The sequence below is a fragment of the Bacillus cereus G9842 genome (assembly GCF_000021305.1).
GTDB lineage: Bacteria > Bacillota > Bacilli > Bacillales > Bacillaceae_G > Bacillus_A > Bacillus_A thuringiensis_S.
Window position 1 is genome coordinate 2,462,699 of the sequence record NC_011772.1, and the last position, 19,051, is coordinate 2,481,749.

A 19,051-nucleotide genomic window follows, 5' to 3' on the forward strand; every position below is an offset into this window, starting at 1 on the left:
TACACTAAAGTATGTGGAAAAATGAACTGTATGATGAAAGGAATCGTGATGAAAAGAATATTAACTATTTTTATGTTAACTATAATACTTTTAATAAGCTTTAGTGCATGTTCTAAAAAGGACAACTCATTTCCTGCAAACGGTGTATTAATTATTGGAGATGAAAATAATATTTCACCAATTATTAATCGTTATCAGGAAATTACGGAAGAAAATGAAGTGTTTTCTGTGAAAAAAGGGGAAGTTGGAAATGGAAATGTCTTAATTTTAAATGAATCTACAGCACAAGCATTGATTAAAGAAAAACTTTTTCGAAAACAAGATAATGGCTCCAATTATATTATAGATACGTTACCGAAATTCCCAAAAGAAGGGTCACTATTATTTACAAGTGAAGACGATAAGACTATGAAAAGTATTAAAATAGGAGGGGAAGAGATTCCTGTTACATACGATAGTGATGCCTGGATAGGTAACAATCGTAAATATTCAACGGAATGGTATATGATTGTAGCAAAAAATAGTGTGTATAAAGAAATAAAGGCAAATGAAATGAAAATGCATCTTCTTCATTTGAAAAAATCTCTAGGTGACGAAAAACCTAAAATGTCGACAGATAATACATTGGTTAATGAAAATGTTAAAGTAAAAAAACTAATTAAAGGTTTGGAAGGAAAAGTATCTTTCCAGTTTGTAACGATTGGAGAAAAATCATAAAAAAAGAGTTCGAGGTTGATAGAAACTTTATCACCCCCGAACTCTTTTTAGTTTGTAGACCAATCAAATATTATGCTTTACATTACTTCATTTAATCGAGTCTCGTTTGTTTCCTCAATCGCATTTGAATTTTGAACTGAATTATTTTGGGCTTCTTTTTCTTTACGAGCCTTTTGTAGCATTTCAAGGATGATCCATAAAGGAACACCTTTATCCTTTAACATCTTCCATAAATCTAATTCATTAAATTTATGCTCAGGCTGTTTCATTTCTTTTTCAGATGAACGAATATCAAACTTGATAGGATCATTTACTTTCTTACTTTCCAGTTTAGTAGAAGAGATAGTATTATGCTCAAGAGTAGATGGAGTTATTTTAGTAGGTTGAGATAATGTATGAATATTTGATCCGATTTGCATGCTTTTTCCTCCTTTTCAAGCAATGAGATTAGTTTTCTTATGGTTTTTAAATTTTTTTAACATGAGGAAACTATATCTAATTATAAATTCAAATAAACAGATTTACAAGTTGTATTGTAAAAAGTAAATGTTCACTTGAATTAATATTTATCAACAATTGTATATGTTTTCTATATATACAACGTATATAAAATACTTTACATTATGTTTAAGTTGTTAAAACATTGTGTTAATTTTTAGAAGAAAAATGTAAACGTTTTATTAGGGGGAGAAAGTATGGGGAAGTTATTTTTAAAAATATGTTTTTTCGCATTAGTGACCTTATGTTCATTCGTAGCGAAAATATCATATGCTGAAGAGAGGCAACCAAATAATTATCCTATCATATTGGTGAATGGATTTGCTGGATGGGGTAGAGAAGAAATGCTTGGCGTAAAGTATTGGGGTGGTGTTCATGATATACAGGAAGATTTGAAACGAAATGGTTATACGGTACATACCGCAGCTGTTGGACCTGTTTCTAGTAACTGGGATCGTGCATGTGAATTGTATGCGCAAATTAGCGGTGGCACAGTAGACTATGGTGCCTCGCATGCTGAGAAACATGGACATAATCGTTTTGGCAGAACTTATAGTGGTTTTACGCCGAATTGGAGTGAAACAAATAAAGTTCATTTAGTTGGGCATAGCATGGGTGGACAAACGATTAGAACATTAGTACAGCTATTAAAAGAAGGTAGTTTTGAAGAAAAGAATTATGCGAAAAATCACCCAGACACCAAAATATCACCACTATTTGAAGGCGGAAAATCATATGTTCATAGTGTTACAACATTAGCAACCCCTCACAACGGTACAACACTTGCGGATGGTAGTCTTCTGCTGCCGTTCGTTAAAGATTTACTCATTACAGCTGCGAGCTTTGGAGGAAACAATAATTTATCTTTATATGATTTTAAATTGGATCAATGGGGTATAAAGAAGATTGCTGGAGAGTCCTTTTTCCAATATAGTAATCGTATTCTAAATAGTTCACTTTGGAAAAATACAAAAGATATAAGTCAATGGGATTTAAGTACAGATGGTGCAAAGGAGTTAAATAATTGGGTAAAGACGCAACCGGATGTTTATTACTTATCTTATAGTGGACATGCATCACAAGCAGCACCTATTACAGGTTTACATTTGCCTCATATAACGATGAATAAAGTGTTGATGGGGAATGCATTTTTCTTAGGTTCTTATGCGAGATATGAAGAAAACCGTCCGTTAGTTGATACTTCTTGGTGGCAAAATGATGGTGTAGTAAATACCAATTCTATGATTGCACCAATTTCTAATGTTGCTGTAAATAATCATGAGTCATTACAGGTTGGAAAATGGAATCATATCGAAACGAAAGCGAATTGGGATCATCTCGACATGGTAGGATTAAGTGTTTCAGACTCGTTAGGTTTTTCTAGCATTCAAGAGTTTTATAGAACAATTGCTGAAAAGCTATCACGTTTACCGAAATAAGTAATAATAAAGCGCTCTCGATGGAATTCGAGAGCGCTTTATATTATATTGAAAGAGGGGTTTGGTAGAAAAATATGGGGGGATATTATGAAGATTCAAGTTGTATTATCAGGATACGGAACAGTAGGCAGAGAGTTTATAAAATTATTAAATGAAAAGTATTCATATATATATGAAACATATGGGATTCAATTAGTTGTAAGTGGCGTATTAGGAAGAAATATTGCAATACATAATGAAGACGGCTTATCTCTTCATCATTTATTGATGTATGGTGGCGGTACCGCTGCAATTGAAAAATATTTAGAGTATCATCCGAAGGAACGTGCAACAACTAGCATAAGTGGTACTGTATTGGTAGAATCAACAGTTACAAATCTTAAAGATGGAAATCCAGGGAAACAATATATGAAACAAGCGATTGAGAAACAGATGGATATAGTAGCAATTTCAAAAGGTGCACTCGTTACAAACTGGAGAGAAATAAATGAAGCAGCAAGAGACGTAAATGTACGAATTCGATATAGCGGTGCAACAGCCGCTGCACTACCGACGCTAGATATCGGACAATTTAGTTTAGCCGGTTGCAGTATTGAAAAAATAGAAGGAATATTAAATGGAACAACTAATTATATTCTTACGAAAATGTATGAGGAAGATATGACATTTGAAGAAGCACTGAAAGAAGCGCAAAATAAAGGAATTGCTGAGACAAACCCTATATTAGATATAAGTGGTTCAGATAGTGCGTGTAAATTGTTACTTTTGACAAACAGCTTAATGGAAACAGAGAAAACACTTACTGATATACATATAAAAGGAATCGAGCACGTTACAAAACAACAAATACAAAATGCTAAGGAACAACATAAAATTATTAAATTAATAGCATCAATATATAAGGATGAGGGTGGCAATGTGAATTTAAATGTTGAACCGTGCGAAATAGAAAAAGATCATCCGTTAGCAAAAGTAAATGGGACCGAAAAAGGAATTACGTTCTTTACAGATACGATGGGACAAGTTACTACAATTGGTGGGGCTTCTAATCCACGAGGTGCTGCAGCTGCAGCTTTAAAAGATGTAATTAACTTATATCGAAAAGACTTGTAAGACCGTACCGCCCTTTATAAAAAATACATATGTCGTGGACCTTTTGTGAATGAAATAAATATGCAAAAATGATTGCAGGGGGTAAGGAATTGTTTAAGGATTTTAAAGTTGTTAAAGATCGTCCCGTTTATATTCAATTGAAAGATTATTTGAAGAAGATGATTATGAAAGGGCACTTGCTCGGGAATCAAAAAATCCCATCAACAAGGGAACTAAGTGAATTACTAAGTGTGAGTAGAAACACTGTACTTGCTGCTTATGCAGATTTAGAGCAAGAAGGACTCATTTATGCAGTTAAAGGAAAAGGGAACTTTGTTGCGAAGGTAGATATATCTAACACTTCGTCTGTTGAAATAGATTGGAAAAATAAACTTAATACAGTGACCGCATTAGCGGATGAATTAGATTTAATGAAACATGGTGTTCGTTGGGAAAAGGGAATGATTGTTTTTAATAGTATAGCCCCGGATGAGAAGCTATTTGATGTTGAAAACTTCAAAAGAGCTTTTCTTACTCGTATGTCCATTGAAGGGGACATCGTATTGAACTACGGATATGCAAAGGGATATAAACCGTTAATGAATTATTTACTTCATTACATGGAAATGAAAGGTGTAGACATTTCGAATAAAGATATTCTAATTACAAATGGATTTACAGAAGGATTGGATATTGTACTTTCTTCTTTATCAAAAAAATCCGGTCGTGTCATTTGTGAGAATCCAACTCACCACGCTGCACTAAAGCTGTTCCGTTTACATGGACTTGAAGTTCATGGGATTGATATGAATGAGGATGGTATTGATACGAATGAAGTTGAAAAAAGCTTACGTGAAAAAGATTTTGATTTTGCTTATTTAATTCCTTCTTATCATAATCCAACCGGTATTGTTACGAGTTCAGAGAAAAGAACGGAATTGATGAGGTTATTCTCGAAATATAAGGTTCCTATTATAGAGGACGGATTTAATGAAGAATTACGTTATTCAGGTTCACATTTAGCTCCCTTATTAACTTTTGCTGGAGCTGGCAATAATGTGATTTATATTAGTAGCTTTTCAAAGGTACTTTTCCCTGGTTTACGTGTAGGTTGGATTATTGCAGATAAAGAGCTGATTCATTATTTAGAAAGCGTAAAAAGAGCAAGAACAATCCACACATCTACGTTAGATCAAGCGGTTCTATTTCAATATTTACATGAGGGGTATTTTGAGAAATATTTAAAAAAGGCAAGATCGGTTTATAAGAAAAAATATGAGTTAGCTGTCGGCGCGTGTAATCAGTTCATTCCTTTCAAAAGAATGACTGGAGATGGTGGACTTCATTTATTTATAGAGCTAGAAGAGCATATGAATGCCCGCACACTTTTACAAAAGTGTTATGAGAAAGGCGTTACGTTTTCACCTGGAGATGTTTTTTACTCTGATGGAGAAGGGGCGAACACTTTCCGATTAGGGTTTTCGCGCTTGAAAGAAGAAGAAATAGTTCGGGGAATTAAAATAATTGGTGATACATTAAAAAATGAAATTTGGAGTTGAGAAAATGAAAATCGGTGTTATTATGGGCGGGGTATCGTCTGAAAAACAAGTTTCAATTATGACAGGGAATGAAATGATTGCTCATTTAGATAAAAATAAGTATGAAATAGTCCCAATTACATTAAATGAAAAAATGGATTTAATTGAAAAAGCGAAAGACATTGACTTTGCGTTGCTCGCATTACACGGGAAATATGGAGAAGATGGGACAGTTCAAGGAACACTGGAGAGTTTAGGGATTCCTTATAGCGGAAGTAATATGTTATCTAGTAGTATATGTATGGATAAGAATATTTCGAAAAAGATTTTACGTTATGAAGGTGTAGAAACACCAGATTGGATTGAACTTACAAAAATGGAGGATCTAAAGCTTGATGAGTTAGATAAGTTAGGATTTCCATTAGTGGTAAAACCAAACTCTGGCGGATCGAGTGTCGGGGTGAAAATCGTTTACAATAAAAATGAATTGATCTCAATGCTAGAAACTGTATTTGAATGGGATTCTGAAGTAGTAATTGAGAAGTATATAAAAGGTGATGAAATTACATGTTCCATTCTGGATGGAAAACAGTTACCTATAGTTTCAATTCGACATGCAGCCGAGTTCTTTGACTACAATGCAAAATATGATGATACTAGTACAGTTGAGGAAGTTATCGAACTTCCAGCGGAAATTAATGAACGTGTAAATAAAGCGTCACTGGCTTGTTATAAAGCATTAAAATGTAGTGTTTATGCAAGAGTTGATATGATGGTGAAGGATGGAATTCCATATGTAATGGAAATTAATACATTACCAGGGATGACACAATCAAGTTTATTGCCAAAAAGTGCAGAAGCAGCGGGAATTAGTTATAGCAAACTATTAGATATGATTATTGAAACATCATTAAAAGTTAGAAAAGAAGAAGGGTTTTAAGGGGATTATATAACTAATTCTTTTGACAGTTTCACGAAGTATGCTATGATGAATACATTATAAAAACAAAATATTTATCCACTAGGGGGGCCTTTTATAGGCTGAGATCAAATGTGATTTTGAGACTCTTAGTACCTGATCTGGTTAATGCCAGCGTAGGGAAGTGGGAAAGACGTTGCTATTTAATGAGTAAATAAATACTGTCAATTTCACTTTCTTTACGCCTGTAAAGAAAGTTTTTTTATTTTACAGCTTTAATAATTGTGGATAAATACTTATATTTTATACATTATTGGAGGGATTTAAATGACTTTTTCACAATCATTACGTAAAGAAGTAGATTCAATTTGGGAAGCGAGTTTTAACCATCCTTTTGTAAAAAAACTTGGTGAAGGAACGTTAGATTTAGCTAGTTTTCGCTATTATGTGCTTCAAGATTCATATTATTTGAGTCATTTTGCTAGAGTACAAACTTTAGGAGCTGCAAAAGCTCTTGAATTAGAGACGACAGCTCGTATGGCACATCATGCTCAAAATACATATGAGGCCGAGTTATCTTTACATGAGAATTTTGCTAAAAAGCTAGGGATAACAAAAGAAGAAAAAGATAATTTTATTCCTGCGCCAACTGCATATGCGTATACTTCACATATGTATCGTGCTGCGTATGAAGGGCATTTAGGAGATATCATTGCAGCAATTTTACCTTGCTATTGGTTGTATTACGAAATTGGGGAACGTTTAAAAGAATGTCAGCCGGAAGAGCCAATTTATAACGAATGGATTTCTGCTTATGGATCTGATTGGTTCCGTACGCTAGTTGAAGAACAAATTACACGGTTAGATACTATTGCTGAAAAAGTAACAGAGGCAGACCGCAAGCGTATGAAACAGCATTTTATTATTAGCAGTCAATATGAATATTCATTTTGGGAAATGGCTTATACATTAGAAAAGTGGCCAGTGGATACAGACGTAAAAGACGTAATTGGATAAAGAATAGAAGTAATGTTAGAGATAGGTATGGATCATACCTATCTCTATATTTTTTCTTGTCAAATTTGCGTAAAGTCATTAGTGCTACGGATATGGTGAAATAGAATATCGATAATTTAGCTCATTTAATTGTCTACGCATTAACTGGATAAACTTCTGTCACATTTATTTTACAATTAAAGAACGTAAATGTTGGTGGTATGAAGTTAAATAAGAAAAGAAACCCGAGCTGTTAGCTGTAACGGAGTTGTTTTTTCTTTGCAGGAATTTCTAAGTTAACATGAAGTGCTGTTCATACAATATGCAAATTTGCATATTGTATTTTTTTGAGTTCTTTGTGTGTTAAAATCAAATATAGAGATATGTAAATATAAAGAAGCAAAAACAGGAATATCCAATGAATTTTGAGAGGTGTTATATGTTTACAAATAAGAAATTAATTCGATTTGGTTTATCGTTGTTTGTATTTTTAGGGATAATTAATTTTACAATCAGCTATTTCCAAACATATCTTGAAACAGCAGCAGATATTAAATGGGTAATTCCAGAAATTTGGAAAACTATTTTACTAGATGTTCCTCAAGGTATACTTGTTCTTTTAGGCGCAATTGCATTATATGATTTCACAAAAGAGGCATCACAAAAAGACGCATCAATCTAAGTGTGTCTTTTTTCAATTAGAAATTTCATAGAGAGCTTTGCTGGAGAAATAGAATAAAAAGCCCTAATTAGGGCTTTTTTCTTTATAGGAATTTCTTAACCGTCATAGAAACCGGTTACTTAGAGGTGTTATAGCAAAGGCATTTACAGTACAAGAAAATCTAAGTGATATATGGAAATATATAGGATTTGTCCGCGTGATTATTGAGAAATTAATTGAGCTTAGTAAGTATGAAGATATGACGCTAGAATTTATATTTTATAATTTCTATTTATAAAAATGAGCCCATAGTAAAAATAGGTATATGAACAAGGTGCATCATCTAGTGATAAGTCATACTTTGTTGGTGTACGTATTGAACTTAGTTTATAGCGCTATTTCTACTTAGATGTAACGAACAGAAATATAGGGAAGCATCAATGAGGTTGTATTTTATAAACGGAGGTTATGAAAATGAATCAGTTTCAACAAGAAATACAAGCGTTAAGCCTTAATGATTACCGATCTGGAAATATTGTCTATTGGGACCAGCAAAATCAATATCCATATTACTATATTGAAGATGCTGCTCGTCGCTGTGGGGGTTGTGGTCGCTGTGGCGGTTGTGGCGGAGGTCGTTGTGGCGGATTCCGTTGTGGCGGATTCCGTTGTATTGGTTGCTTCGGTTGTTTTGGTTGCGGAGGTTGTGGCGGTTGCTCTAACTGTTTTAATGGTTTTAGTGGTACTACTGATACTACTGGTACTATTATAACGTATGAATATTGATTGCATTTATCCTGCTATTTGCCGGGCAGTAAGACCCTAAAAAAATTCAGCGAGAGCAAAGAGAAGTTAGGTGGCCGGCTGCCCATAAAAGCCCGATGGATGAGGGCTAATTAAAGTTTCACCTTATCAATTAAAAAACATTAGTTTTATATATGTATGTGCCGACAAAGAATATAGTCATTATTAATGGATATATTCAATCATTCAAGTGAAAGAGTAACAATAAGATATATAGGTGTAATCAAGATGTGATGGATAAAGCAATGACTAGATTTAAAATCTAATCATTGTTTTTTTCTTATGGTTTTATCATTAAATATCTGTCTAGTTTGGGCATTGCTTCCTTCTAGCTAATGATTTTATTACAACCGTGTAAGGTTAATGTAATGTTAATCGATAGTAAAATAAGTTGCTTGAGTGTATTTTAAATAAGATTAAAAAGTACTGTTTATCTATAAAATAATTGGGTAAATAATATGTAATTAGGAAGTGTATGAATATGGTTGAACTAAAATCTATTTTCCATTCGTATAAAGTAAAGAGAAAAATAGCTAAAGATTTATACGGAAAAAGAGATGAATTGACACTGTTATTAAATGAATTTAATAATATGAAATGTACAGTAACATCTGAAAAGAAGAAAAATAATATATTATCTCGTTTGCAACTAATTTATCAAAATATAAAATTAGATAAGCAGTATCCTCTATCAGTTTCTTTTGATAGTAAATTATTGGAGCGATTAGAAAAAGAATCTCTACATACTATTGAGGATGGTGTAACATGTCTACATTTAATGTTAGATATGAATTATGAAAAAATAAAACAATATGGGTCGAGTACAAGTAGGTCATTCGTTCCATTATCGCAGTCTTCTATTTGTCTTGCTGATTGTATTTGTTTAACAGGATTTATAGTAGGTTTACTAGGAGTAATTTCATTTGGAGGGTTCATGTTATCTATATGTTCAACTACATAACGCTTGATATTTGTAAAAAGAGCACCGATTTAAGGTGTTCTTTTTTGGTTTTTCTGTAAAGTTATTGTAAATGATAAGTACAATATATTATATATATTATATAATTTAAATGTATTAAATTACGAATACTAAGAGGTGTTGTAGATAATAATTACTTTTAATTTTTAAAAGAGTCGGTTTGATAATGTTTTATGTAGATAGTTTTTACTTTTCTTTTAAATACTTTGTTTAAATGGATTAGATTAAGTAACTTTTGTTCTAGCTTTTTGATAATCAAGACAACTGAAGAAAGGAAAGAATCATTTTATGAAAAAATTAAGGTTGTTAACATTTGAAAATATAGTAGAACCTCTTTTAAATGAAAAGGTATCATTTATATACTTTCCTATTGAATGGCTGGACATCGTAGAGATACATTATAAGACGTTTTTATTAACGAGTAAGTTGAAACGTTTGAATGAAAGACTGTATGATATGTTTTCTGATATATTGTTTATTCAGCATAATCCGTACGTATTAAATGAAAATACACCATGGATTGTATCAAAAGAACCTATTAAACAAGAGCAGCTCAATTATATTTTTCAAAGTTGGTATGAGATTATTCATGATTGGAAACCAAATAAATTAGTAGAGCCACCAAAATATGAATGGCAATCCGATTTGATTTCTAATTTGCCAGTACTACATGATAATGAAACGTATTCTAAGTGGGTGCCCGCTTTAATCTCACATATTTTTTGTGAGCGTCCTATATATTTAGAAAATACAAATGCAGAAGAAATCTATTTTTCTCCTCTTAGATCACAAAATATTTGTGAGGCGATGTCAGGGCCAATAAAAGATGAAAAAACACAAGATTTTTTCTCCTATGTATATCGATTCGAATGCATAACCCGTGGTGGTGAGAACGCTCCATTATTAAATATTTCAATAGGGATTCGGAGATTTTATCAAGAATATAAGATGATAGGTCAAACAAACCTTGATATGACAACGTTTGTTTGACTTTTTTTGATGAAATGCAAACATTTTGCAAACATAGGTTATCCAAAGATACTTTTACCGAAGTTTTTAACTGCTTCTTCCTGCATATTCGGTAAAACATGAGAATAGACACTTAATGTCATTGAAATATCTGTATGACCTAATCTCTCACTGATGATTTTAGGGTTAACTCCTTGTTTCAATAGTATAGTTGCGTGTGTATGTCTTAAATCATGGAATTTAATTTCTTTTATACCTACTTTGTGTGTCGCCCTAATGAAACTTTTTCTGAAATGTGCTCTTTTTATGATTCTTCCAAACTCATTACAATTTATTAAATCTTGATCTAGATAAGCAGAGCCAAACCTTAATTTCTCTTTATTAATTAAAATCTTATGTTTTTTTAAGGCTACTATTGTTTCATTAGGTACAGGAATTGTGCGTTTTGACGAATTTGTTTTTGCAGTTTTTTTGATTTTATTGTCATGACCAGATGTTTGATTTATTGTAACGGTATGTTTTTCAAAATCAATGTCCTGCCATCGTAACCCTAGAACTTCTCCCAGACGCATACCTGTAGTTATTGCAAGTAGATACCCAATGTGATATCGTGATTCTTGTGAATGAGCTAAAAATTTTTTCACTTCTTCCTCTGTCCAAGTCTGGATAGAGGTTTTTTCTTTTTTAGGTATCTCAGCAAAATCTGCTGGATTTCGAGAAATAATATTTTGTTTTACAGCTAGGTTTAAAGCGCTCTTTAAAATTCTATGCATAAGCAGAATGGAATTATTTGTAATACCTTTATTTATCGCAGTCTTATAGCATTTTTGAATGTGCATAACATTTAATTTATGGAGTGCGACCATTCCTATACTAGGTATAACATGTTGGTTGATAAATGCCCTATAGCCAGCAAAGGTACTCTTTTGTATACTCATACTTTTAATTTCTAGCCAATGATTTAGGTAATCTTTTAGCGTAACTTTAGATGGCTCTATAAAAGTTCCTTCATTCAACTCTGTAATTTTCTTTGCCACATCAGCCTGTGCTTCTTTTTTTGTCTTATACCCAGAAAACCACTTCTGTCTTCTTTTTCCTGTCTCTGGATCAGGCCCGATATCAATAACAATACAATACTTATTTCCTCGTTTTCGAATATGTCCTTTCACTTAAAACACTCCTTCATTTGTTTTGAATCATGTTGTATAAGTCTAGTTGTAATTTTGCTGCTATGAAAATTACATGTTTGGACATATCAGCGATGGGTATATTTTACCATATAAAAATGAATTCAGTTATAGTGTAGGGGTTTCATTTGCTGTTAAACAATAGTGAAATGTCTATTCCTGTTGTAAATGCAATATTGCATATTTTTTTAGGAAGTCTAAAAAACAAGGAGTATATTAATATTTTTAACTTTCTCAAGTATTTTCAGAATATGAGAGAATAGATGTTTGGGTTATTTGTGATAGAATATTCTTAATAATATAATTTGACGGAACGAAAAAGACCCATAGCGTGTGTAATTGTGCTGGGAACACTTTTACACCGTTTGCCCTAATTGTAGTAGGGAAAACATTTGCCATGAGCCTTTCAGTTACGACTATGCGTAACATATACGGCTAGTATAACACAACTTTTAGATGTAATTCATCATTAAGGTGCGTTTTCATGATAGGGAAGTGTGTCTTGTTCCAATAAGGGGGACAAAACATGTGGAAAGCTCTAAATCAAATTGAAAAAGAGTTATGTGCAGCTGGAATAAGAAAAAATAAACTAGCAAATTATTGGGGAGTTAAGCCAAGTACTGTTACAAAAGTTTTTAAAGGTAACACAGACATGAGTTTTGGCTTTCTTTCTAAGACAGTCATCCTATTAAACAAAGGCATACAGGTTCAAGAAAATTTGTTAACAGATTATATATATATAACGAAACCAAAATCAGAAAACTTACGTGAGGCAATGGAGGATTTAGCTTTAAGGGGAAAGTTTAATCTATTAATTAATATTATCAATAGTGAATCACAATCAAAGGTAGCAGAAAATAGAGAATTTGCTAATGTGTATAGAATTATATATAGACGATATATAGGTGAGATTGATGCTACACAGTACCATAAGGCATTAAGCCTGGAAAGTAAATCAATAAGAACATCAGAGATGGAAGTGTTAATTGAAATTTTATTATGTCAAGCGCAATATCAATCGGGTAATTTTACTTCTTTAAATGAGCGATTAAAATCTCTTGAAATAAAAATAAATAAAATAAGTAATAGGTACATTCGAGAATGTTATAAATTACGATATAAAGAAGCCATTGCCGTTACTTCGTTGCAGGGTGGTGAAGTCAGTGAAGCAAGGCATTTTAGCATGGAACTATTAGATGATCTTGAATGGGATAACTTTTTTTCTTTTCCAAAAGTAAATGCATATTTAAAGTTAGGTGAATCTTATATTTTTTCAGCGAATGAATATGAGAAGGCAAAATATTATTTGGAAAAGACTCTTGAAGTGATAGGGGATAGTAAGGTTAATGGAATTGAGAGAAAAAGAAAAATGGTGCAACATACATTATCATTTCTAAAAATTCATCATGATAAAGGAATTAGTAGCTTAGATGTTGTCCATTCAGGTGAATTAGCATATTTAAGGATTAAACAAGGTAAGAAAATTGAAGCGAGAAAACTATTAAATCAATTAAAAGAGAAGAATGGAAGATTAACAGACATACAGACTGCATATTTAGGTTTAACATATGAAGGTATTCAAAAAGAAGAGTTAATGAAACGTTCTCTTTTGATGTGTCAAAAATCAGGGAATATATTTTATTCGAATTTACCAAAAATACACTTGGGTTTAATTTGAATAATTGGTATAGTTGTCTTCGGAAAGAGGTGAAATAATGAAAAAAATAATTACAATCATTCCTGCGCTATTAATAGCTGCTACATTATTCATTAACACTGATTCTATAAAAGAAAAGCCTAGTACAAATAATTCAAAATCTACAATTCAACATATGATGGTTGACCCTGGTGGCGGCTGGTAAAATACATAATAAAGGTTTATATATATTACAAATGACATCGTCTTAATTGACGATGTCATTTGTAGTTTTAGGAGAAATTTCTTTTTTTACTGAAAGAAGAAAAAAGAAATTATTGTAAAAAAAATACAAAAATAAAAAGAGGGAGATCGAAGAAGATGAAGAGCAAAGAAGGGGAAGTTAATCTAATTAAACAAGCTTTATTACTTTTGCAAGAAGAAGATAATCCAAAAGAGAAATTATTTTCTATTTGTTTGAGTGAATCTAAAAAAGAAAAAGTTATGTAAAAAAGACTATCTAACTTTCTTGGATAGTCTTTTTACACTACATATTTCCTTTAGATTTCTCGTAGTTCACAAACATCTCTAATTGCTCTAATGCTTTTTTTCGTTGTTCTTCAGGTAAGTCATTAATGATTTGAAGAATTTCGTGTGCTTCTTTTGTTAACTGTAAGTCTTCGCCCGCTGTTAAATCTGGTGAATCAGATAAACCTAACAAATAATCTGTTGTTACTTTTAAATAATTTGCTATCTTCTGAAGTGTACGTGTACCGGGTGCTTTTTTTCCCTCGACATAATTATAAACAGAAACATGACTAACACCAATTGCATCAGCTAACTGTTGTTGGGTGATGCTCTTCTTTTCAATTAATGACTTCAATCTCTCATGACTAAACATAATAAAAAACACCCCAAGTTTATTTTATATGAAATTATTTTTTCTTAATTAATATTATGGTGTCACACTGTCATTATATATTAACTATCAGTTAAGTGGAAAGGTAATTTTTTTTGAAAAAAGTTTTGGGAAACACTTGAACTTAACTTTTGGTTAAGTTATTATGTAATTAACAACAAAAACGGAAGAGAGGAGTTGTTTATGAAAACTCTAAAGCAGCTACGTGTAGAACAGGGGTATACATGTAAGGAAGTAGCTGAAGCCGTGGGTATTACTGAAGTTTATCATTTTAGCCAAGAAGACTCCTTCCTCAAGGAGCGTGAAGGGTCACAGCACAGTGAGTAGGTGGGAGATGAATTGGCTTCGAACAAGGGGTGGCAGGAAGCCATCTTAATTGTTCGACATATAGAAAGTGTTACTCCACTATCTATCGAATATACGTTCGGTGTATAATAGTCATATACCGAAATGGAGGTGAATGAAATGATGATTAATAAAGCCTATAAGTTTCGTATCTATCCAAATAAAGCACAAGCAATTCTAATCAACAAAACGATTGGTTGTTCTCGCTTTGTATTCAATCATTTCCTATCCTTATGGGATCACGCATACAAAGAGACAGGAAAAGGCTTGACCTATGGTACATGCTCTGCCAAACTACCTGCCATGAAGAAAGAGTTTGTTTGGCTAAAAGAAGTGGATAGTATTGCGATTCAGTCGTCTGTTCGCAACCTTACGGATGCCTATACACGCTTTTTCAAAAAACAAAACAGCGCCCCGCGCTTTAAATCTAAGAAAAACAACGTACAATCTTATACCACAAAACAAACAAATGAAAACATTGCTGTTATAGAAAACAAAATTAAATTGCCAAAACTAGGGCTTGTTCGATTTGCCAAAAGTAGTGAAGTAAAGGGACGTATTGTAAATGCTACAGTTAGACGGAACCCTTCTGGTAGATATTTTGTGTCATTGTTAGTTGAAACAGAAGTACAAGAACTTCCGAAAACAAATTCTTACATTGGAATAGATGTAGGACTAAAAGATTTCGCTATTTTGTCAGATGGAAGACCCTATAAAAATCCGAAGTTTTTCCGATCATTAGAAGCTAAGTTGGCGAAAGCACAGCGTGTTCTTTCTAGAAGAATGAAAGGATCTTCTCGCTGGAATAAGCAACGAGTAAAGGTAGCTAGAATTCATGAATACATTTCAAATGCTAGAAAAGATTACTTAGACAAAATCTCAACTGAAATCATCAAAAACCACGATGTTATCGGTATTGAGAATTTGCAAGTATCGAATATGTTAAAGAATCATAAGTTAGCAAAAGCAATTAGTGAAGTGTCTTGGTCGCAATTTCGATACATGTTAGAATACAAAGCAAAATGGTACGGCAAACAAGTCATTGTCGTATCGAAAACATTTGCTTCCAGCCAATTATGCTCTTGTTGTGGATATCAGAACAAAGACGTTAAAAATCTAAACCTACGTGAATGGGACTGTCCTTCTTGTCGTACACACCATGATAGGGATATTAACGCAAGTATCAATATAAAAAATGAAGCGATAAGGCTTCTAACCGCAAGGACTGCGGGGTTAGCCTAATCAACTAGAGTTCGATAGAACTCTTTACTTAGGAATCCCTCACTTCTAAACGAAGTGAAAGTGGGGGTAGTTCAATATTGGTATATAGAAAACGGGAAGCGTCGACCTTATTATGATTTAATTGTGAAAATTGCTGAGTTTTTCAAGGTGAAGTTAGATGCAATTAAAATTTTTTGCCCATAACTTAACCTTTAGTTAAGTTATGGTTGGTTAAGTGAATTAGAAAGGAGCAAAATAAAATGGGATTAGATCAAATCATTAAAGAGTCAATCCGCGAAGTTGTTCGCGAAGAAATTCAAGCAGCTTTAGCTTCATTCCAACAACAATCGCAACCAAACAAGGTAATGAGGGTGAAAGAAGCAGCTGCTTACCTCAATATAGCGGTTTGTAGAATGTATGAATTAGCAAATCACCCACATTTTCCAGTGATCAGGGAAGGACGTAAATTACTTTTCTTGCAAAAGGATTTAGAAGCTTGGCTTGAAGCACAAAAGGAGGTGATTTAGTGGAAGATACAACCTCATTAGCTATATTAGCGATATTAATTGCATGTGGTTCATGTTTGTTTTACATAACTTATGAGCCGATAAAACAATGGGCTAGGAGTGATGTGAAGCAAAGTAAAAAGACCCATGGCAGTGGGTCCTTTTCAAAAAATAAGTTGTTATAAGTATACCACGGAAAGTAGGGAGATAGCGCATTGGTTTTATGAAAAGGAGTGAAAACTATGAACACCAAGGTATTACAAATAGGGCAAATAAATTTTCGTGGCAATGTTATAGATCATGGATGGTTTAAAACACTTACATTAGATAATGGTAAACCTAATATTGTTGCAATTACTATCTTAGGAGAAATTGTTTATTGGTATAAACCTACTGAAGTAAGTAGTGAAGAATCTAGTCAAGTTCAATATAAACAAAAGTTTAAGGCAGACACGCTTCAAAAGAGCTATCAACAATTAGCCGATTCATTTGGATTTACAAAAAGACAAGTAAAAGAAGCATGTGACTTTCTGAAAGAACGTGAACTTATAAAAATTGAATTTAGGACGATTCTTGTTAACGGAACTAGGTGTAATAACGTTATGTATGTTGAACCTGTACCTGAAATGATTCAGAAAATATCCATTATGTATTGGGGAAATGGTAACCCTCCTACACTGAAAAGTAATAGCCCTGTTACTTTAGAAAGCAAGAGGGTCTTACATTCTAAAGTAATACCCTCCTACGATAAAACGGAAGAGTCTCTTACACTAGAACGTAAGACAAATACAGAGATTACTACAAATATTACTACAGAGATTACTACAAATATAAATGATGATGCTACTTCATCTCAGAAATTAATTGATCAAGAATTTAAAATTAGTTACAACTTTTTACTTGAAAAGGGAATTCCTTTAAGTGAAATTGCAATTCAAGAATTAGGTGAGTTTTGCGATAGATTCGGTAATGAATTAGTTATTCACGCTGTTAATAAAGCAATTGATGAAAATGTACCAAAGTGGAGATATATTCGCAGTATTTTAAGTAGTTGGGAAAAGGAAAAAGTAAAAACATTAAATGATGTTGCTGCTTTAGATACTCGATTTGAAATGAGTAAGAAAAACAACAAACGTACTGGTAAAGGTTATTCCAAACGAACGGAAGTTGTACCGGATTGGTTACGCAAACAAGAAGAACAAGAGCCAATACAGCAGCCACATCAAACTCAAAGCGATGATCTTGAAAATAATAAGAAACGTTTGGATGAGATTCTAAATAAATATAAAAATACTAAAGGAGAGTAAGGTATGAAAAACACGGGCGTCGCAAGAAAAGTGGACGAGCTAGGTCGTGTAGTAATCCCAGTAGAGTTACGCAGAACTTTAGGGATTGCCGAAGGAACGGCACTAGATTTTCATGTCGATGGTGAAAACATTGTTTTAAGAAAACAAGAAAAGTCATGCTATGTAACGGGTCAAGTGTCTGAATCCAACATTGAATTGTTAAATGGGCGAATGTTTTTGAGTAAGAAAGCTGCAATCGAGTTACTGGACCTCCTTCAAAAGAATGTGACGGAACATGCCTAAACAACTAAATATTTTTGATGTAGAACCAAAAATTTGTCAGTTTGATGTAAATAAAGCAAATGTAAAGAGGGGACTTGGTCGGGTTACATATGCAGATGTACGCGTTCATGTTCCCAAGAACGCTAAATGCACAGATGAATTACCACGTACAACTAAACAAGATGATCGTTATGACATCTTTGAACACTATACAATGGCAATTTGGAGATTTCAACGAGCTGTAGATAAGTTTTTTAATTGGGATGCAGCCGAAGAATTGTGTAAGGCAGCAAGGGATAAAAAAGAAATAATCCCAGTACGGATTTACTTAGGAAGTGGATTTAAGCCAGATGTTGTCGAGTACATGAAGTGAGAAAAAGGGAGAGGAACATATGAAACAAGAGATTGATGTTACAAGTAATAAAGTATATGTGGTTACGGATGGGAAAATTCTTCCTTTTGACCCACCGGCAAGTGGTTATGGTGAACAAGTAGTAATTTGGGTTAACGGTAAAGTTGGTCATGTTAAAACTACCTCCAATGAAATGATAAAGTAATTAGCTTTTTAAGGGAGTGTTTGAAATGTCGGCTTTTAAAGTTCGAATTGCTTTAGAAGAAGTGAATTTCTTATGGGATCAAAGAGAGGTTTTCCAGTTTCGAGAGCTTTGGAATAGTAACTACACGCTTTTAGAGATTTCGAAAAGGTTTAAAAGAAAGCAAATAGAAGTAGCGGCACTTATTTTAGATCAAGTGGATAAGTTTAAGATCCGCAAAAGAAAAATGGGTTTAGGAGATATTGGTGACAAGAAAGTTCGGAATAAAAAGAAAAAAGAAATGCCATTATACGTCTACATTGCTTTAGAAGAGGTAAATTTTATTTGGAATGAGGACGATATAAAGCTTTTTAAGGATCTATGGATGAAGCAGCTTGGTATTGAAGAAATAGCAAACAAATTAAGAAGGCATCAAATTGAAATAGCAACATTAATATTGGATCAGTTCGGTTTAGAATACATGCTTAATTGTTTAATAGATACGAAAAAAAGAGTAGCGTAAT

General features: G+C 32.9%; 24 protein-coding genes, 3 pseudogenes and 1 riboswitch. Of the genes and pseudogenes, 24 read left to right on the plus strand and 3 right to left on the minus strand.

All coding sequences use genetic code 11. The features are described from left to right. The first annotated feature begins 33 nt into the window (after window positions 1-33). Entirely contained in the window at window positions 34-717 is a 684-nt protein-coding gene (locus BCG9842_RS12235; RefSeq protein WP_231130553.1) for a lipoprotein BA_5634 family protein, read from the plus strand. A gap of 77 nt (window positions 718-794) precedes the next feature. Here BCG9842_RS12235 and BCG9842_RS12240 read toward each other — a convergent pair whose 3' ends face one another. Next, a complete protein-coding gene (locus BCG9842_RS12240; RefSeq protein ID WP_001165517.1) occupies window positions 795-1,136 on the minus strand; it encodes a DUF3914 domain-containing protein in 342 nt (113 codons plus the stop codon). Window positions 1,137-1,412: 276 nt separating this feature from the next. On the opposite strand from BCG9842_RS12240, the gene BCG9842_RS12245 reads away from it, so the two are divergent. The 10 genes and pseudogenes from BCG9842_RS12245 (at window position 1,413) to BCG9842_RS12285 (ending at window position 10,633) form a co-directional block, all read left to right on the plus strand. Further along, window positions 1,413-2,654 (plus strand): esterase/lipase family protein, encoded by a 1,242-nt coding sequence (locus BCG9842_RS12245; protein ID WP_000517058.1) that lies wholly within the window; start codon window positions 1,413-1,415, stop codon window positions 2,652-2,654. 87 nt (window positions 2,655-2,741) lie between these two features. Beyond that, the gene (locus tag BCG9842_RS12250) at window positions 2,742-3,767 is read left to right on the plus strand and encodes a homoserine dehydrogenase (RefSeq protein WP_000701760.1); all 1,026 of its coding nucleotides are present in this window, start codon (window positions 2,742-2,744) and stop codon (window positions 3,765-3,767) included. A gap of 89 nt (window positions 3,768-3,856) precedes the next feature. Then, entirely contained in the window at window positions 3,857-5,305 is a 1,449-nt protein-coding gene (gene pdxR / locus BCG9842_RS12255; protein WP_000471637.1) for a MocR-like pyridoxine biosynthesis transcription factor PdxR, read from the plus strand. Between the two features lie 4 nt (window positions 5,306-5,309). Next, window positions 5,310-6,224 carry a D-alanine--D-alanine ligase gene (locus BCG9842_RS12260; RefSeq protein WP_002082718.1) on the plus strand — a complete coding sequence of 305 codons (915 nt, stop codon included), beginning with the start codon at window positions 5,310-5,312 and terminating at the stop codon, window positions 6,222-6,224. Between the two features lie 73 nt (window positions 6,225-6,297). Then, window positions 6,298-6,403: riboswitch (TPP riboswitch) on the plus strand. A 127-nt stretch (window positions 6,404-6,530) separates the two neighbouring features. Further along, window positions 6,531-7,220, plus strand: a complete 690-nt coding sequence (gene tenA / locus BCG9842_RS12265) for a thiaminase II (RefSeq protein WP_000144509.1) — start codon at window positions 6,531-6,533, stop codon at window positions 7,218-7,220. Window positions 7,221-7,617: 397 nt separating this feature from the next. Then, window positions 7,618-7,881, plus strand: a complete 264-nt coding sequence (locus tag BCG9842_RS12270; protein WP_002082716.1) for a DUF3937 domain-containing protein — start codon at window positions 7,618-7,620, stop codon at window positions 7,879-7,881. A 453-nt stretch (window positions 7,882-8,334) separates the two neighbouring features. After that, window positions 8,335-8,646, plus strand: coding sequence for a heterocycloanthracin/sonorensin family bacteriocin (locus tag BCG9842_RS12275; RefSeq protein ID WP_001071350.1), 312 nt, complete (start codon window positions 8,335-8,337; stop codon window positions 8,644-8,646). A gap of 152 nt (window positions 8,647-8,798) precedes the next feature. Further along, a pseudogene (locus tag BCG9842_RS30990) lies at window positions 8,799-8,930 on the plus strand (site-specific integrase); the annotation flags it as partial. Between the two features lie 209 nt (window positions 8,931-9,139). After that, the gene (locus BCG9842_RS12280) at window positions 9,140-9,625 is read left to right on the plus strand and encodes a hypothetical protein (RefSeq protein ID WP_002082715.1); all 486 of its coding nucleotides are present in this window, start codon (window positions 9,140-9,142) and stop codon (window positions 9,623-9,625) included. Between the two features lie 306 nt (window positions 9,626-9,931). Beyond that, window positions 9,932-10,633 carry a pPIWI_RE module domain-containing protein gene (locus BCG9842_RS12285; protein WP_000736198.1) on the plus strand — a complete coding sequence of 234 codons (702 nt, stop codon included), beginning with the start codon at window positions 9,932-9,934 and terminating at the stop codon, window positions 10,631-10,633. Window positions 10,634-10,671: 38 nt separating this feature from the next. Here BCG9842_RS12285 and BCG9842_RS12290 read toward each other — a convergent pair whose 3' ends face one another. Further along, on the minus strand, window positions 10,672-11,781 hold the full coding sequence (locus BCG9842_RS12290) for a tyrosine-type recombinase/integrase (RefSeq protein WP_000675861.1): 1,110 nt from the start codon (window positions 11,779-11,781) through the stop codon (window positions 10,672-10,674). Between the two features lie 544 nt (window positions 11,782-12,325). On the opposite strand from BCG9842_RS12290, the gene BCG9842_RS12295 reads away from it, so the two are divergent. The 3 genes from BCG9842_RS12295 to BCG9842_RS31805 all read left to right on the plus strand — a co-directional run bounded on the left by BCG9842_RS12295 (window position 12,326) and on the right by BCG9842_RS31805 (window position 13,945). After that, window positions 12,326-13,477, plus strand: a complete 1,152-nt coding sequence (locus tag BCG9842_RS12295; protein ID WP_000265314.1) for an AimR family lysis-lysogeny pheromone receptor — start codon at window positions 12,326-12,328, stop codon at window positions 13,475-13,477. A gap of 37 nt (window positions 13,478-13,514) precedes the next feature. Further along, complete coding sequence (locus BCG9842_RS12300) at window positions 13,515-13,661, plus strand: hypothetical protein (protein WP_000720923.1); 147 nt, start codon at window positions 13,515-13,517, stop codon at window positions 13,659-13,661. A gap of 155 nt (window positions 13,662-13,816) precedes the next feature. Beyond that, window positions 13,817-13,945: a hypothetical protein gene (locus tag BCG9842_RS31805; RefSeq protein ID WP_000836783.1), complete on the plus strand. Its 129-nt coding sequence runs from the start codon at window positions 13,817-13,819 to the stop codon at window positions 13,943-13,945. A gap of 37 nt (window positions 13,946-13,982) precedes the next feature. Here BCG9842_RS31805 and BCG9842_RS12305 read toward each other — a convergent pair whose 3' ends face one another. Beyond that, the gene (locus tag BCG9842_RS12305) at window positions 13,983-14,336 is read right to left on the minus strand and encodes a helix-turn-helix domain-containing protein (RefSeq protein WP_000491236.1); all 354 of its coding nucleotides are present in this window, start codon (window positions 14,334-14,336) and stop codon (window positions 13,983-13,985) included. A gap of 201 nt (window positions 14,337-14,537) precedes the next feature. Between BCG9842_RS12305 and BCG9842_RS31920 the strand changes: the two are divergent. The 10 genes and pseudogenes from BCG9842_RS31920 to BCG9842_RS12350 form a co-directional block, all read left to right on the plus strand. Further along, window positions 14,538-14,639, plus strand: a pseudogene (locus BCG9842_RS31920) (helix-turn-helix domain-containing protein); the annotation flags it as partial. A gap of 180 nt (window positions 14,640-14,819) precedes the next feature. Continuing rightward, window positions 14,820-15,941, plus strand: coding sequence for an IS200/IS605 family element RNA-guided endonuclease TnpB (tnpB, locus tag BCG9842_RS12315; protein ID WP_000973259.1), 1,122 nt, complete (start codon window positions 14,820-14,822; stop codon window positions 15,939-15,941). Between the two features lie 69 nt (window positions 15,942-16,010). Next, window positions 16,011-16,124: pseudogene (locus BCG9842_RS31605) on the plus strand (helix-turn-helix domain-containing protein); the annotation flags it as partial. 56 nt (window positions 16,125-16,180) lie between these two features. Beyond that, the gene (locus BCG9842_RS12320; protein WP_000522030.1) at window positions 16,181-16,447 is read left to right on the plus strand and encodes a helix-turn-helix domain-containing protein; all 267 of its coding nucleotides are present in this window, start codon (window positions 16,181-16,183) and stop codon (window positions 16,445-16,447) included. Then, entirely contained in the window at window positions 16,447-16,611 is a 165-nt protein-coding gene (locus BCG9842_RS31315) for a hypothetical protein (RefSeq protein WP_000390283.1), read from the plus strand. Before BCG9842_RS12320 ends, BCG9842_RS31315 begins: the two co-directional genes overlap by 1 nt. Window positions 16,612-16,668: 57 nt before the next feature. Beyond that, complete coding sequence (locus BCG9842_RS12330; protein WP_001093548.1) at window positions 16,669-17,733, plus strand: DnaD domain-containing protein; 1,065 nt, start codon at window positions 16,669-16,671, stop codon at window positions 17,731-17,733. Window positions 17,734-17,736: 3 nt separating this feature from the next. Continuing rightward, window positions 17,737-18,015 carry an AbrB/MazE/SpoVT family DNA-binding domain-containing protein gene (locus tag BCG9842_RS12335; RefSeq protein WP_000799078.1) on the plus strand — a complete coding sequence of 93 codons (279 nt, stop codon included), beginning with the start codon at window positions 17,737-17,739 and terminating at the stop codon, window positions 18,013-18,015. Further along, the gene (locus BCG9842_RS12340) at window positions 18,008-18,367 is read left to right on the plus strand and encodes a hypothetical protein (RefSeq protein ID WP_001125977.1); all 360 of its coding nucleotides are present in this window, start codon (window positions 18,008-18,010) and stop codon (window positions 18,365-18,367) included. Before BCG9842_RS12335 ends, BCG9842_RS12340 begins: the two co-directional genes overlap by 8 nt. Before the next feature lie 19 nt (window positions 18,368-18,386). After that, complete coding sequence (locus BCG9842_RS29745; RefSeq protein ID WP_000806866.1) at window positions 18,387-18,551, plus strand: DUF3954 domain-containing protein; 165 nt, start codon at window positions 18,387-18,389, stop codon at window positions 18,549-18,551. 25 nt (window positions 18,552-18,576) lie between these two features. Next, entirely contained in the window at window positions 18,577-19,050 is a 474-nt protein-coding gene (locus tag BCG9842_RS12350; protein ID WP_001272173.1) for a hypothetical protein, read from the plus strand. The last annotated feature ends 1 nt before the right edge of the window (window position 19,051 follow it).